The 15,289-nt window shown below is 37.3% G+C and carries 13 protein-coding genes; all 13 read right to left on the bottom strand.

Annotated features, from left to right (window positions below):
- Nucleotides 1-149: 149 nt before the first annotated feature.
- Nucleotides 150-3,218, bottom strand: coding sequence for an efflux RND transporter permease subunit (locus HLX49_RS04480; protein WP_296360915.1), 3,069 nt, complete (start codon nucleotides 3,216-3,218; stop codon nucleotides 150-152).
- A 3-nt stretch (nucleotides 3,219-3,221) separates the two neighbouring features.
- Nucleotides 3,222-4,076, bottom strand: a complete 855-nt coding sequence (locus HLX49_RS04485; RefSeq protein ID WP_101932857.1) for an efflux RND transporter periplasmic adaptor subunit — start codon at nucleotides 4,074-4,076, stop codon at nucleotides 3,222-3,224.
- 32 nt (nucleotides 4,077-4,108) lie between these two features.
- A complete protein-coding gene (locus HLX49_RS04490) occupies nucleotides 4,109-4,984 on the bottom strand; it encodes a TetR/AcrR family transcriptional regulator (protein ID WP_101932858.1) in 876 nt (291 codons plus the stop codon).
- A 391-nt stretch (nucleotides 4,985-5,375) separates the two neighbouring features.
- Nucleotides 5,376-5,891: a competence protein ComK gene (locus HLX49_RS04495; protein WP_073009343.1), complete on the bottom strand. Its 516-nt coding sequence runs from the start codon at nucleotides 5,889-5,891 to the stop codon at nucleotides 5,376-5,378.
- A gap of 824 nt (nucleotides 5,892-6,715) precedes the next feature.
- Nucleotides 6,716-6,979 (bottom strand): hypothetical protein, encoded by a 264-nt coding sequence (locus HLX49_RS04500; RefSeq protein WP_077706391.1) that lies wholly within the window; start codon nucleotides 6,977-6,979, stop codon nucleotides 6,716-6,718.
- 154 nt (nucleotides 6,980-7,133) lie between these two features.
- Complete coding sequence (fabZ, locus tag HLX49_RS04505) at nucleotides 7,134-7,553, bottom strand: 3-hydroxyacyl-ACP dehydratase FabZ (protein ID WP_296360916.1); 420 nt, start codon at nucleotides 7,551-7,553, stop codon at nucleotides 7,134-7,136.
- A gap of 93 nt (nucleotides 7,554-7,646) precedes the next feature.
- On the bottom strand, nucleotides 7,647-7,997 hold the full coding sequence (locus HLX49_RS04510) for a DNA-directed RNA polymerase subunit beta (RefSeq protein ID WP_237342796.1): 351 nt from the start codon (nucleotides 7,995-7,997) through the stop codon (nucleotides 7,647-7,649).
- A gap of 112 nt (nucleotides 7,998-8,109) precedes the next feature.
- Nucleotides 8,110-8,937: a flagellar hook-basal body protein gene (locus HLX49_RS04515; RefSeq protein ID WP_296360917.1), complete on the bottom strand. Its 828-nt coding sequence runs from the start codon at nucleotides 8,935-8,937 to the stop codon at nucleotides 8,110-8,112.
- A gap of 13 nt (nucleotides 8,938-8,950) precedes the next feature.
- Nucleotides 8,951-9,754 carry a flagellar hook-basal body protein gene (locus HLX49_RS04520; RefSeq protein ID WP_296360918.1) on the bottom strand — a complete coding sequence of 268 codons (804 nt, stop codon included), beginning with the start codon at nucleotides 9,752-9,754 and terminating at the stop codon, nucleotides 8,951-8,953.
- Nucleotides 9,755-9,785: 31 nt separating this feature from the next.
- Nucleotides 9,786-10,787: a rod shape-determining protein gene (gene mreB, locus HLX49_RS04525; protein ID WP_296360919.1), complete on the bottom strand. Its 1,002-nt coding sequence runs from the start codon at nucleotides 10,785-10,787 to the stop codon at nucleotides 9,786-9,788.
- 518 nt (nucleotides 10,788-11,305) lie between these two features.
- Complete coding sequence (gene spoIIID, locus HLX49_RS04530; protein WP_077706396.1) at nucleotides 11,306-11,593, bottom strand: sporulation transcriptional regulator SpoIIID; 288 nt, start codon at nucleotides 11,591-11,593, stop codon at nucleotides 11,306-11,308.
- A 469-nt stretch (nucleotides 11,594-12,062) separates the two neighbouring features.
- Nucleotides 12,063-12,941, bottom strand: a complete 879-nt coding sequence (gene spoIIQ, locus HLX49_RS04535) for a stage II sporulation protein SpoIIQ (RefSeq protein ID WP_296360920.1) — start codon at nucleotides 12,939-12,941, stop codon at nucleotides 12,063-12,065.
- Nucleotides 12,942-13,570: 629 nt separating this feature from the next.
- A complete protein-coding gene (gene spoIID / locus HLX49_RS04540; RefSeq protein WP_296360921.1) occupies nucleotides 13,571-14,785 on the bottom strand; it encodes a stage II sporulation protein D in 1,215 nt (404 codons plus the stop codon).
- Nucleotides 14,786-15,289 lie beyond the last annotated feature (504 nt).

The following is a 15,289-nucleotide window of genomic DNA, read 5'->3' on the forward strand; positions in this document are numbered from 1 at the left end:
CTATGATGATGCGCGAACTTCTGGCTTCCGCGAGCGATTTTCTGGCTGACGTGAGCGATTTTTCGACTGTCGCGAGTGATTTCCACGCAGGAGCTATCGAGGTTTCGACACATGAAAAAAGGTTCCTTCAGCAGAAAACTCTTTTCATTTTATTTCTTTTTATGACGTTTTGTAATTTTTGCGGTTAGATCATCAAATAATGTGTAAATAACTGGGATTAACAGCAGGGTGAAGATACTAGATATCCCGAGACCAAATATGATTGTAACAGCTAATGGTTGTTGTGTTTCCGCACCTTCCCCTAAAGCCATTGCTAATGGTACCATTGCTAAAATAGTGGTTAGTGTCGTCATTAGGATTGGACGCAATCTACTTGGCCCTGCTTCTAATATAGCAGCGTATCGTTCCATTCCTTTACGACGCAGAAGATTGATATAATCTACTAGCACAATGGAGTTATTGACGACAATCCCTGCCAGCATAATAATTCCAATAAACGCTGGGATACTTAATGGAATTCCCGCAATAAAGAGTCCAAGCATTACTCCAATCACTGTTGTTGGCATAGCAAACATAATGATGAGCGGAAATAGGAAGTTTTCAAACTGAACAGCCATCACCGCATATACAAGGAAAATCGAGAATACTAATGCGATTGCTAAATCAGTAAATGATTCTGTCATATCCTGTGATTGACCACCAATTTCATAGTTATAACCTTCAGGGAGATCCATGTTATTCAACGTCTGCTCAACATCTTGGGTTATACTCCCTAAATCACGATCAACGATTTGACTGGTCACATTCATTTGTGGTTGCTGATTTTCTCTTTGCAAACTTACAGGTCCACTCATTTGTTTAAATGTAGCTACCTCATCCAAGGAAATGGTTGGACCTTGCGGCGTTTGAATTTTCATATCATGCAGATCCTCTATTTTACTCCGCTTCTCTTCAGGATACATTAATGTAACATCCATCTCCTGACCTTCTTCTCTATATTTTGTTGCTACTTGACCAGTAAATTGCATTTGAATTTGCCCTAAGACTTGTTCTTGATTCAGTCCATACAGCGCAGCTTTTTCTTGATCCACTTCAATATTCATTTGCGGTACACCTTCAGAAGCTGACGACTCAGGATTATAAATTCCTTCTACTTGTTCAATCTCTTGTACAACTTGTTCAGAAATATCTCTTAACATATCGTGTTCTGGCCCGTTTAACTGGATTTGAATCGGATCGCCCATATTCATACCAGAATCCATGGAATGAACAGTAATTTCTGCACCTGCTATTTCCTGCAACTTATCATCTATCTCTTGAACGATTTGCACCGTTGTTTTTTCTCGTTCACCCGAAGGAATGAGTTGCATTGTATAAACGGCTTGATTTCCACTACTGCTTCCACCTCCAGCAGCCATGCCTCCGCCGCCAACACTGACGTAATTTGTTTCAATCACAGATTCAAATGGCGTTAATTCCTTATTAACTTGATCTACAATGTCTTCTGTATGCTCTAAAGAACTCCCAGGCGTTGTTTCTACACGGATTTCTAATTGCCCTTGATCTGCAGAAGGAATAAATTCAGCTCCAATAAACGGTGTCAACGCAAGGCTTCCGACAATAGCTAAAATGGTAACAAAAACGGTTGTTTTCCGATGACCAAGTACCCATTTAAGAACCTTTTTATATTTGGCATTTATCCAACCTAAAAAGCGATCGAACCAATAACGTTTCCCACTATCTTGCAACGCTTTTTGTAACAGTTTAGAAGATAGCATTGGCACTAAAGTAATTGCTACTACTAAAGAAGTAATTAGGGAAAACGAAACTGCTAGTGCCAAAGGTGTAAACATATCAGAGGCAATTCCTTCTACATAAATAATTGGTAGAAATACAACCAATGTCGTTGTTGTTGAAGCAATTACCGCAGGCGCTAACTCCGTCGCTCCTTGTATAGCTGCATCTTTTAAACTATATCCACGTTGTCTATATGAATAAATATGTTCCAAGATAACAATAGAGCTATCTACCATCATGCCGAGCCCAAGTGCTAGACCACCTAAAGTTAATATATTTAATGTTTCACCTGTAAAGTACATTAAAATAAACGTTGTTATAATCGCAATTGGTATTGACAAACCAATAACAATCGTTGCGCGGACACTTTTTAAAAAGAGAAGCAAAATAAATATGGAGATAACCCCACCAATTAAAATGTTTTGCACAACAGAGTCAATCGACATTTGAATAAAATCAGATGTATCAATAATAACGTCCAAATTAGCGTCTGAAGGTAAATCTTGTTTTATTTCTTTTAGGCTATCTTCTATATTGGTAGCTACTTCCACTGTATTACTATCTGTCTTTTTTAAAATAGATAACACTACAGAAGGCTTACCGTTAACTAAGGTTAGCCCAGCATCTGTTTTAAAGTCATCTTTCACTTCAGCTAAATCATTAACATGCACCGTTGCGCCAGATTCCGTTTGAACGATCGTTTGTTTGATATCCTCTAATGATTCAAATTGCCCGGTTACTCGAATTTGTAAATCTTTGTCACCTTTCTCCACTGTACCTACTGACGCTGATTGATTCGTACTCGACAACGCCTGCATAATAGCTTGGGAAGTAGTTCCATACTGTTGTAGTTTAGCTTCATCAAGAATTAATTGAATCTCTCGTTCTTTTCCACCTTCTACATTAACGGAACCTACACCACCTTGTCGCTCCAAAAATGGGACGACTTGTTCATCAGCGGTTTCCGTTAACGATGCTACATTTTCTCCAGTTAAACCAACCCACATAACGGGCAGTTGGTCTGGATTAAAACGCATGATATTTGGGTCCCCTGCTTGACTAGGAAGAACCCCTTTCACTTGGTCAACACTTTCTCTTACATCCAATAAAGCTTGATCTAAATCTGTGCCATTTTTAAACATAAGTAAGACAAGCGAAGAACCGGCTTGCGATTGCGATTGTACCGTTTCAATTCCTTCTACTGTACTAACTGCTGATTCAATTGGTCTACTGATTAAATTTTCTACTTCTTGTGGCGCTGCATCTTGATAAGATGTCGCTACAACTGCTACTGGGAGATCAATTTTTGGAAAAAGATCTACGGTCAAGCTCCGTAAAGAAACAGCTCCCAGAGCTAGTAGAGCAACAATAATCATAATAACGCCAACGGGACGTTTGACAGATGTTTTAATTAACTTCAAGGTTTACTCCCCTTTCGCAACTTTAACCTGGCTTCCATCCTTTAACGATAGTTGTCCTTTTACGATAACTTGATCGCCAGATTTCACGTCGCCTTCAATTGCCGTTTCTTCTGTTTGTGATTCTTCCACAGAAACGTCCACACGCTTTGCTTGCTTATCTTTTACAATATAGACAAACGATTCACCGCCTTGTTCTTCCACAGCAGTGGTTGGAACTACGATAGCATCTTTTATTGTCGTTTCCGTTACGATTAACTGAGCGGTCATGCCTGGTAATAGCTCGGAATCTTCATTATCGATCTCGGCTTCTACAGGATAAAGCCCTGTATCATTTGGAACGGAACCAACAGAAGTAATCGTTGCTGTCCATTCTTTTCCTTCTATATGAATAGGTAGCTCATCATCTTCTTCCAATAATTTACGATCACTTGCTGTTACAGACAATTCCACTGTTAAAGGATGAAAATCTGCAACAATCGCTAGAGGTTCTTCTTGAGACACCATTTCTCCCTCATTTGCGTTTAGTTGAACAAGCTTGCCATCTTTAGGTGCACGAATACTCTGGCTTCCAGCTTGTGATATGATCGTGGCAATAACATCATTTTCCTCCACCTGATCTCCATTGCTAACCTTTAACTCATCAATTTTTCCTGAGGCTTGCAACATCACGGGACTGGAAACAGAGGGGCGCGTTCTGCCATAAATACTTTTTTCAATTTCAATAGAACCTTTCTTTACTTCTTCTGTTTCCACAGGTACTACGCGCTCTTTCTTTTCCTCTTTCGATTCTTCTTGATTACATGCAGCTAATAAAAAAATCATCCATACAACAGTTCCAACAATTAAAATTTTCTTCACCTGTGTTGCTCCTCTCTATCACTATCAAGCCGTTATAATAATTCAATATTCAATATATTAGCGATTTTACTGACATCATCTATTAATATATCATAGGCATAAAAATGGGTTAGTAAACCTTGAATAACAACGATATTACAATCTTCAAGCCCTTCCTTTTCCAATAGTCGAACAGCTTCATATAATCGCTCTTTTTTGCTTTGTTGCACATCTAACAACGCTACCTTTTCTTTTAAAGCGTTTAAAACCTTTTGCAATGTTTGCTTTTCTAAGGTAGATCCTCTCGTTGATTTATAGATTTCCGGGATTTGTGCCACATCGACCAGTCGTGTAGATTCTCGCTTTAACATACCCGTTATTAAATCATGCAAACGTCGAACAATAAATTCCCCCGCTTGCTCTTTATCAATATCAACATTTTCCAAAACAAACCAATGGAAATAACTATGTAATAAGCCTTCTGCTTGAATAATCGCGTCGATTAAAAATTCCTGTAATTGCTCCCCATATATCTTTTCTAAGTTGTCCTTCAACCAATGAAAATGATCTACCCTTACATCAGATAATTGTTGATCCAACTCTTCAATAATAAGGATATTACTTCTGAAATACATCATAATATGGTCCTTATGTTGTTCCATATATTTCATTAATATGGCTATTTGTTTAGCAAAGCGTTCTTTGTCGTCACCTTTCACATCTACCTGGTTCAGTTCTTCCATAACCTGTATGTGAAATGCTTTTACAGTTGTTATCGTAAATGCTTTTTTAGATGGAAAATAACTGTAAAAAGAGCCCTTTGAAATACCTGCTTTATTGGCAATTTCTTGAATAGACGTATTATGATAGCCTTTTTCAGCAATTAATTTCATGCCGATTTCCATTAATTTCTTTTTCTTTTCATGCATTGACTTCACCTATTTTCTTTTACGAATCATTGCGGAAAATGTTTCAATGGTTTCACTTTTTTGAAACATTTACAAAAAGATGCTGTTTAACTATCCCTTTGACTAACTGGTCAGTCAATCAGAGATGTTCATATGATAACAGTATATGCGTTGTAAAAACAAGTTAAAAAACTCACTTACTTTCATTGGAGAAAAAAGTATGATTAGAAAATAGTTAAACAAGACTGGATATCGCACATTAATATGCGAACAGCTCTCGGTAGTCGTTAAGTTACAACTATTCTTTTGACAACAATGAAATCAAGCCAAGTAATTTAATACATCGTTATTTGCATTTTGTCATATAGATTTATTAGCATATTTACAAAAATCGGTATCACTCACACAGCTGTTACAATCGTTTTAGGCGTGATCTCGGTATAGGGAATTTTGATTGTCCAAAGAGAAATGTTCGATTCAAATGGACGATTACCTGACTTGTCCGCTTATACTGTAAATCGAAAGTATTCATCGATATATCCAATTGAATCCCTGAACCATCGAAAAAAGTAACATATGTACCACTTTTATTTTCCTCAAAACCGTAAATATGATGATAAGTAAGCCACACATTATTTTTATTTTTTACAGAAGCTGTTGGCATCATAAAAACACCTTTATCTGGTATCACAGGTACAGGAAGCTTACTTGAAGAATCGAGTATATCTTTTACAGCTAGTCTTCTCCCCTCTAATGAAGATCCGTATATTAAACAACTATTATCTAAAATTTGCTCTGGTTTATGAATGGACATTTTCTCGGCCCTTCCACTTTCCATAATCCGAGAACGATAATAGCTATGTTCATTCCTGTATATTGCTTTTGTATGCGGTGATATGACATACAACGATGTAATCCTCTGTTTCAATCCGTATCCACCTTTCTTCCCCAATCAGATTCTCCAGTCTCCTTAGAAAAAATTGGCTTATCATCAAGTCTTATGGCAAAAGACCTTTGTTTTTCTTATACTATAAACCAAAAAATCTTCTACTTTCCTATAGTGTAAATATCACAGCTCTGTTTACTTTTTATTGTACTACCTCCATTACTCGATGTCTCGGTTTGCCAACTTAGTAAGGCCAAGTAAACTTGTTAAGAGCAGATGTTTCATGTACACTTTTAAACATGCTTTTTAATCTACTTATTTCTTAGAATTCATTCAAATTCCGCCCCTCACAATGGTATGAATGATAATCCATTTAAGAAAACCTTATCGAGTATTTTTTGCTAATTTATTTGTCGAATTAACTGCTCTAGTCCTTAGAAAAAATGGTAAACAAAAGCAGAACACAAATAAAGTACATGGTGTTCTGCTTTTATAAGTAAAATACGTACTATACCTTGCTATTGCTTTCACTTAAATGCGGTAAATATTCCCTATTTACAACGTTGTGAATGCAATAACTAACTTTTTGCAACCACATCATAACATAGAGCCATGAAAAGTGAATCTTCCAGCAGTGGGGATTTTTTCTCCCTCAATGTTTGTTCCTATCCCAAGGGTATAGACCAGGCTAATTACAAAATGGACTTTTATGCCCTGTTTTCTTCCTTTTAGCCAGACTCACAACGCTTAATCCTTGAAACGAGATGCTTTCATCACCTTAAATTTACGATAAAACTCCATTTGACAAACTTATTGAATCCCCTAGCTTGTCACTATCTAGCTACTTGTTATGCATGGAAGTACTATTATTGATTTTTCTCGTTTTGCTTTTCTTCATCTTCCATCATATTGTCATTGCCATTGTCGTTCGTATTACCATTATCTTCATCCTGTAGTTCTTGATCGTTTTCATCCATCCCACCATTATCATCAGCAGGATTGTTGTTGTTGTCCTGTTCCTCCGTCGGAGACTCATCTGCAGGATCCTCGTCATTACCCATATTACAAGCAGTAATTAGTGATAACACTAAAACAGAAGCACCAAACTTCATGATAAGCTTTGATTTCATGTATACTACCTCCTTTTATAATTGGTTCGTTTTTTATCTTAACCAACTTAAAAGAAGTCATACTCTTTTTTTATCCATTTTCAACTATTTCAGACATTTTTTTATGTTGATAGCTATTCACCTATTGGAATAATGCTCGAGCTTACCGATGTAGTTATTTAATAGCAAACATGATTTCCGCCTCGCAAGCTAACTCTCCATCTACTTTGGCAACTGCTTTTCCTTTACCAATTGGGCCTTTTAAGCGCAAAATTTCCACTTCCATTTGTAATTGATCTCCTGGACGAACTTGACGTTTAAAGCGACAGTTATCGACTCCTGCTAAGAATCCAATTTTCCCACGATTCTCTTCTTTTCCTAGAATAGCAATGGCACCAAGCTGAGCTAAAGCATCGATAATAAGCACTCCTGGCATCACCGCATATTCAGGAAAATGCCCTTGAAAAAAAGGTTCATTAGCTGTAACATTTTTCAACCCAGCAACACGCTTTCCTTCTTCTATCTCTGTTACTCGATCTACTAGTAAAAACGGATAACGATGAGGAATAATCTCTTTAATTTGTTCTACATCCATAGGTATAGCCTCTTTTCTTAATTATAATTTATATTATACGTATCTTTATCTTTCTCGTTGAAAAAACACCTACGTCATGATGCGACAAAGGTGCTACTTTGATTTTGTAACGATATCAATAATATGCTGCCACGTTTCTATTTTTAACACATCTAGTGGTGATCCATCACCAATGACTCCATAGCCGACCATTAATCCAACAACCAAGGCAATCATACAAAATAATAAAGTAACGATGATACGTAACCAAATTGGAAAAATACGCACCCTAATCCGAACATTCTTTTTATTCGGTGTTTGCTTACCATTCTCCTTGTCGTGATTATGGCGGCTTGGCTCATCATGAGCTTCCGTTTCTTGTTGTTTGTTTTGCCAAAGTTGTTTCCATGCTTTCATAAACGAATTATATTTGCCTTTGAAAGTTGGATTCTTTTGCATGGACATATTCTTTCTCCTTACTTTTCACATTAACTAAATCTTCAATCAGAAGGGGGCTTCTTTTATCCCCCTCTAATTGTTTAGTAGCCCAAAGGGTATGACCTAAAGACCTCACGTATTAACGTAGCTGATTAATCAGCCCAGACATTTGATCACTCATAGAAATCGTCCTAGCATTAAATTGATAAGCTCGCTGTGTCATAATTAAATCAGACATTTCCTTGGACATGTTTACGTTAGAAGCTTCTAATTTTCCACTTTCAAGCATTTTACCCCCAGCTGCTGGTTGAATAGCATCAGCAAATGCTACTTGAGCATTTGCTTCCTCAGATAAACGAAATGTATTTTCCCCTGCAGCTTCAAGTAAATGGGGTCGCAAAGCTTCAACAATAGCAAGTGTTCCTACAACTTCACTGTCATCGCCACGCTTCACTACGATCTGTCCATTTGGCTGTACAGCAATGGCGTCAAATCCAGTAGCTGTAATAATCGGGCCATCAGCACCCAGAATAGCATTTCCGTTTTTATCCACAAGCATCACTTCTTGATTTCCGTTTATCGGAGTTAGATAAAATGCGCCATCCCTTGTATAACGTGTTTCTGTTACTCCATTTTCTGTTGCTTCTACTTGAAAGAAATGGTTTGGTGCTAACAATGCCGTGTCTAAACTGCGATCTGTCTTACGCAAAGAACCAACTTGGAAATCTGCGTTAATGGAACCCAATTTTGCTCCAGAACCAATTCGTAAACCATCAGGAGTCATTCTTCCTTCTGCATTTGCAGGATCTGTAAGGTTATCCATCTGTTGAAAAAGTAGCGAAGAAAAGTTTGCCTGTCTACTTTTATAACCAGTTGTTTGACTATTAGCCATGTTATTACCAATAACATCCATTTTATTTTGCAGTTGATTCATCGTTACCGCAGCCTGAATCATCGTTCTTGACATGGTCATCTCTCCCCTACACTAAACGTCCGATTTCACTAACTGCTTTTTCCATACTTTGATCGTACGCTTTTAGTACACGCTGGTTCGTTTCAAATAAACGGTAAGATTCCATCATTTGTGTCATTGCCTGTAAAGCATCCACATTCGATCTTTCCAGAAAGCCTTGTTTCACGGAATAAATGGCTTCTGCGGGAACTGCTTCCACATCTCCTGTGTACACATTATTCCCTTCCTTAACCATTGTGTTTGCATCTGTACTATAAGCAATTCCTAAAGCCGTTGCGCCATCAGCAGTTTGTAATAAACCATCAGAGGTTACTGTAAAGTCCATATCATTTGTTTCAATAGGCTCCCCATTCTCGTCTAACACATAGTATCCTTCGTTAGTAACTAAAAACCCGGCGCCATCTACGGTAAAGTTCCCATTTCTAGTATAACGTACATCTCCAGACTCATTTTGCACGGTAAAAAAGAGCGCCCCGGATTCATCAGGTAAATCTCTTTGGGTTAATGCAAAATCAGTAGAAAGCCCCGTCTCTTGGACATCTCCTTGTTCGAAATTTGGGATCATTTCTTGAACATATACTCCCGTATTTAGCGAACCTATTGGTTGCTGAAATGGTACATTTGGTTTATTTTGTACTGGAAGCTTTTTTCCTGACATTTGATGTAATAGCATTTCAGGAAAAGCACGCAACGTCGTTTGATCTGCTTTATAGCCTGGAGTATTCGTATTGGAAATATTATTCGCAAAAGCTTCTTGCTGTCGTTGTTGTGTGATCATGCCATTAGCAGCTGTATAAAAGCCTCTTAACACTAGCGTTACCTCCTTGATTATACCAACATGTTTATATCACGTTTTTACGGTCGACTTTGTCAATGTTTTCTAACATCATACCAGTACCTTTAGCGACACAATTCATTGGCTCTTCAGCAATAAAAACAGGCACCTTTAATTCCTCAGCCAACAACTCATCAATACCATGAATCAAGGCCCCGCCACCTGTTAAAATAACTCCTCTATCTATAATATCGGCAGAAAGTTCTGGAGGTGTACGTTCTAAGACAGATTTTGCAGCTTGTACAATGAGATAAACAGATTCACGCAATGCTTCTTCAATTTCTTTGGAGTTCACTGTAATGGTTCGCGGCAAACCAGAGACCATGTCACGTCCTCTAATTTCCATTTCTTCATTACGCGAACCTTGGAAAACAGTAGCGACGTTAATTTTAATTTCTTCCGCCGTTCGCTCACCGATCAGCAATTTATACTGTTTCTTTATGTATTGAAGAATTTCGCTATCAAAATTATCACCAGCCATTTTAATGGACTCAGATGTAACAATATCTCCCATTGAAAGAACAGCTACATCCGTCGTACCGCCACCAATATCAACGACCATATTCCCACTCGGTTGAAATATCTCCATACCTGCACCGATTGCAGCTACTTTTGGTTCTTCTTCTAAATAAATTTTTTTACCACCTGATTTTTCTGCTGCCTCTTTAATTGCTTTTTGTTCCACTTTTGTAATATTGGTAGGACAGCATATTAAAATCCTTGGTTTCGCTAAAAATCCTTTGACATTAATCTTATTGATGAAATGCTTTAACATTGCTTCAGTAACATCAAAATCAGCAATTACTCCATCCTTCAATGGACGAATTGCCTCAATATTACCTGGTGTTCGACCAACCATTTTCCTTGCTGCCTCGCCAACTTCCAAAACTTTTCCTGTATTTCGATCCATGGCAACAACAGACGGCTCATTCAAAACAATCCCTTTTCCTTTGAGATGAATTAAGACGTTTGCTGTTCCAAGATCAATTCCTATATCCCTTGAAAACATGGGCTAATATCCTCCTAATTACAAACTATATCTTTATTTTGTCCATACTACCTCTAATATATTATTTTACCACAATTCTCTACAATTAACTGCAGTTTATTATAATTTTGTTAGAAAAAAGTCAGCTTATCACCTATCTTTATCCCAAGCTATTCACACCTCTAAAATAAGTGCAGAAAAAATGAAAAGAATGGATATCCAACAAAAATAAGCCAAATAAAATAGAATCTATATGACTTTTGCTCCATGTATGCTTTCCATATTAAAAAAGCTCTGTTTTTGGTTATACGAATCCCTTGTTTTTTCCATCATTTTTTTAAATGATAATGATGGAATAATATATGACGTTTTATCAAAATGTCATGCACCCACGGAAAAACACTATGCCAGCTAATAGGTTGGTTATAAACAAACATCCTCTATATGTAACTAGAAAAAACTTGGCGATATGCCAAGTTTTTTCTAGCGTGACCCATAACGAAGGGAGAGCCCTATAAAACCTTTCATTTAAGAGGGTATTATCCTACAGGTTTTACTTCTTTTTTAGTGGTTGAATCTGCATCTACCATATATTTCTTTTTCGTTGCTTCCCCACCTCGCAAATGTCTAATTGCTTTATGATGTTCTAAAATTTTTTTAACGTGCTTTGCTAATTCTGGATTAATCTCGGGTAATCTTTCCGTTAGATCTTTATGGACTGTACTTTTAGAAACACCGAACTCCTTTGCTATAACGCGAACTGTTTTTTTTGTTTCCACCACATAATTCCCTATCTTGATCGTTCGTTCTTTGATGTAATCGTGCACACCGTTCGCCTCCCTGAGTTGTATATTTCTGAGGTGACCAATTGGTACAGGCGTTTATAAATGGATAGTTAGAACCATACAATATTTGTTTTATGTAGATAGTATTTATAGTTTAGAAAAAGTTTTAAAATTCTGTATTTTAAAACTATAAAATTTCAGTAATGATGTTTTTCAGCTGCTTAGCAGGTTCACATACCTCACCTCAGACACTTATGTTTTAGTGGTTTGTATAAGTTTATTATGACGCAATGAGGTTTATGCTTAAAAAAGAGACCTTGTTCATATAAGACAAGCCAATTTACAATTAAACTGGAAATTATATAGGATACAGAATGAAAACCGGTTACGCCAAGCCATATGGAGATAGCCGAGTTTCTATTTTTTTTGCTCTCCTATAGTGCAAAAAAAACGCCTTTGATTTATTTTCAAAGGCGTTACTTTTTCACTATGAAACGTTAGAAACAAGAGATTAATTATTCAACTCAGGGTCCATTTCTTCCGTTTTATCCACATTATCTGCTTCTTCTGAAGTTTCATCTGATTCTTCATCTGTAGTTTCGCTGTCATCAGAAGGGGTTTCGGTTTCTTGTTCTTCTTCTGCATCTTCCGTTCCTTGTTGATCTGCTTCATCTTGAGCATCCACATCTTTCGTTTCTTCCTCGACTGCACTGTTCAAGCTACTTACCGGTTGATTGAAGTATGCTTCTGGGTTAACTTCTTGATCCTCTTTACGTAGCTCAAAGTAAACATGCGTTCCGCTGTCTTTGCCAAATACGCTCTTACCTGCTTTACCTAATGAGTCACCTTGCTTCACTTCAGAGCCTGCCTTTACATCTACTTCTTCAAGACTAGCATAATAGGTTTGGACATCATCTTCATGGGTAAGTACAACAACATTTCCTAATAGCGGATCTTCTTTTACTTCTGTAACTTCACCACTTAAAGCTGCTACAACCTCAAATGATTCACCACTTGCAGAAGCAATATTTACACCATCACTCTCATAGTACTTATTGTTGTACAGAACCAAGGCCTGCTCTTGCTCTTCTTGATCTGCATTGTAATCATAAAATTTAGTTACGATTTCTGCTTCTTCTGGGTTTGTCACAGGCATTTGGATCATTTCCTGTTGCTCCAACACAGGTTCAGCTCTTTCTCCATGCTCAGATGGAATGAATTCATCTGTTCCTTCTTGGGCATCAGGCACTTGATTGTCCACATTTTGATACCAAACGACAACAGATAATAATACAGCGGCAATAGTTAAATAGACAGCTGGGAAGAACCATTTTTTACGAAAAATTCGACTCCACTTGTTTTTTGAAGCCCCTTTGTTTTCCTCTTTCATAAGATCATCACCTCAACAACCATTCTGATCAGAAAAAGGAATTTATATACATCTAATAAGAAATAATTTGCATTTCGCCGTATTTTTTTGTAAAAAAGGGGTAAATTAAGAGGACTTTGCTTTTTCTGACAATCCAATAGATTGCACTATATCCTATTATAGAAGTTTCTATCTCCTACTATTATGAGCTATGCTACAATCTTTGTTAGATGAGTGATTAAAAAATCCATCCTATCGTGCAATAGCAGGCTGTAGCTTTTCTTATACTATAAATCTTTAAACTCTTATACTTTCCTATAACGCATTAGAAAAACTTGGCTTGTCGCCAAGTCTTACGGCGAATGGCATATTTTTTCTTATACTATAACCCTTAAAACTTTTATACTTTCCTATAGTAGAACAAAGGCTCGGGGCGCCCGGTTAGCAACGTAGCGAGTGGAACGAAGCAACTAAAGTTTTAGGAATCATGGTGAGACGTGTTGTACGAACCAATGATGACTTATCGTAGGGCGATTCGTGAAGTCGCCTAGTTGCTGGGCGCTGGAGCCGGACGTGGCTAAATAACTTAGTAAGTTTATCCACAGCTGCAAAAATTTTATAATTTCCTAGACAAACAAAAAAACTCTCGTCTATTTTGCGACAAGAGTTGGAGCTGTATCATTAATCGTACTTATTTTTACATCCTGATAGTAATAACGGACAATATCTTGATAATTTTTTCCTTCTTTAGCCATTCCATTTGCACCATATTGACTCATGCCGATTCCATGACCGAATCCTTTGGTTGTAAAAATGAAATGGTTATTTTTTTGTTCAATGGTAAAATCACTTGAGCGCAATTCTAGCTTTTCTCTAACTTCCCTTCCTGAAAAAGTTTGCTTTGCTAATTGCAACTGTTCTACCCGATTACTAGCTGTATGCGTAGTCTCAACAGCTAAAGGAAATTGATTCGGTAAATCTACTTCTAACGCTTTTTCTAACTGCTGTATCGAAAACGTCTTTTGATCTAAATATTTCGGAGACTCCTCATCCCAATGACTCTCCACACTACGTAAATATGGAAGTTCATTTTCCCAGTAGTCTTCTGAATTCTCCGTATAGCCGTTACTCGTAGAGAAAAAAGCAGGCGTAATTGGCGTATCTTTATAGGTTACTATTTCTCCCTTTGTTTCTGCCACCGCTTCTTTTACTTTTTTCATTTTCCATTCAAAATCGCTCCCCCATAACTTTTGCAGCTGACCTTCATCTTTATATACCTGATGTTGCACTGTATCTGTGACATCTGATTCTTGTTTAGCTCCTCCACCATGAAGCTTTTGATTCACAATATACGTTCTCGCTGCAAGGGACTGCGCTTTTAACGCTTCTTTTTCAAATTCTGCGGGCATTTCAGAAGCGACTACACCAACTACATATTCCTCTAAAGGTACTCCCTCTACTTTATCTACATTCGAACGCATCACTGATACCGAGAAAGGAGAGCTACCTAAATCCATATTTTGGTTGGTTGTTTCTTCACTACTTGCAATTGGGGGGGCTTTCGCTACTTTTTCATCCCCCTTGCTATAAGGAATGACAATTAATGTAGGTACTACTAAGATAATCATCAGTAAACAAGCTAACAAAATGGCAGAAGGAATTTTCCATACATGTTGCTTTGGTCTTTTTTGTAAATAGTGCTTTTTGGGTGCAAACCAATATTTATTAAGTGTTAGCGACTTTTTCTTGAATGGTTTTGATTGATTCTGAGATTGGTGCTTTGCTTTTAATTTTTTTAATAATAAGGCATTTCGTTTTTTCGTGTAGTTAGACCCATGTTTTTTTGAATATTTGCTAGGTTTCATTGCCTACCCCCTTCAACATCACTTCAATCTAGCAGTCCTATTAAGATATATATACACGACTTCTTCTATGTAGAACTAAAAATGTAGAAAAAATTGACTGTTGCCAAGCCTTTAATGACGATAAAATGCCTTCGTTTTTCTATACAACCCTTTAGGTTTTATGCTCTCCTAAAGGAACAAAGGCTTGGGGCGCCCGGTTAGCAACATAGCGAGTGGAACGAAGCAACTAAAGTTTTAGGAATCATGGTGAGGCGGTGTTGCACGAACCGATGATGACTTATCGTAGGGCGATTCGTGAAGTCGCCTAGTTGCTGGGCGCTGGAGCCGGACGTGGCTAAATAACTTAGTAAGTTTATCCACAGCTGAAAAATTTTATGATTTCCCACTAGCGTTGCATAAACTTTTTATAAAGTAGTCAAGAAAAAACAACTTGTGTCAATACTAAGAATAATAGGAATTATCAATACAAAAACGCATAAAAAAACCTTATAATAAGGGAATGGT

The sequence above is a fragment of the Virgibacillus sp. genome, assembly GCF_013393565.1.
Taxonomy (GTDB): domain Bacteria; phylum Bacillota; class Bacilli; order Bacillales; family Amphibacillaceae; genus Virgibacillus; species Virgibacillus dokdonensis.

What these genes read in the sequence shown, in the direction of transcription:
- HLX49_RS04490 (WP_101932858.1), bottom strand. Translation starts at nt 4,984, where the DNA reads ATGCATGAAAAGAAAAAGAAATTAATGGAAATCGGCATGAAATTAATT.
- HLX49_RS04500 (WP_077706391.1), bottom strand. Translation starts at nt 6,979, where the DNA reads ATGAAATCAAAGCTTATCATGAAGTTTGGTGCTTCTGTTTTAGTGTTA.
- fabZ (WP_296360916.1), bottom strand. Translation starts at nt 7,553, where the DNA reads ATGGATGTAGAACAAATTAAAGAGATTATTCCTCATCGTTATCCGTTT.
- HLX49_RS04510 (WP_237342796.1), bottom strand. Translation starts at nt 7,997, where the DNA reads ATGTCCATGCAAAAGAATCCAACTTTCAAAGGCAAATATAATTCGTTT.
- HLX49_RS04515 (WP_296360917.1), bottom strand. Translation starts at nt 8,937, where the DNA reads ATGTCAAGAACGATGATTCAGGCTGCGGTAACGATGAATCAACTGCAA.
- mreB (WP_296360919.1), bottom strand. Translation starts at nt 10,787, where the DNA reads ATGTTTTCAAGGGATATAGGAATTGATCTTGGAACAGCAAACGTCTTA.
- spoIIQ (WP_296360920.1), bottom strand. Translation starts at nt 12,941, where the DNA reads ATGAAAGAGGAAAACAAAGGGGCTTCAAAAAACAAGTGGAGTCGAATT.
- spoIID (WP_296360921.1), bottom strand. Translation starts at nt 14,785, where the DNA reads ATGAAACCTAGCAAATATTCAAAAAAACATGGGTCTAACTACACGAAA.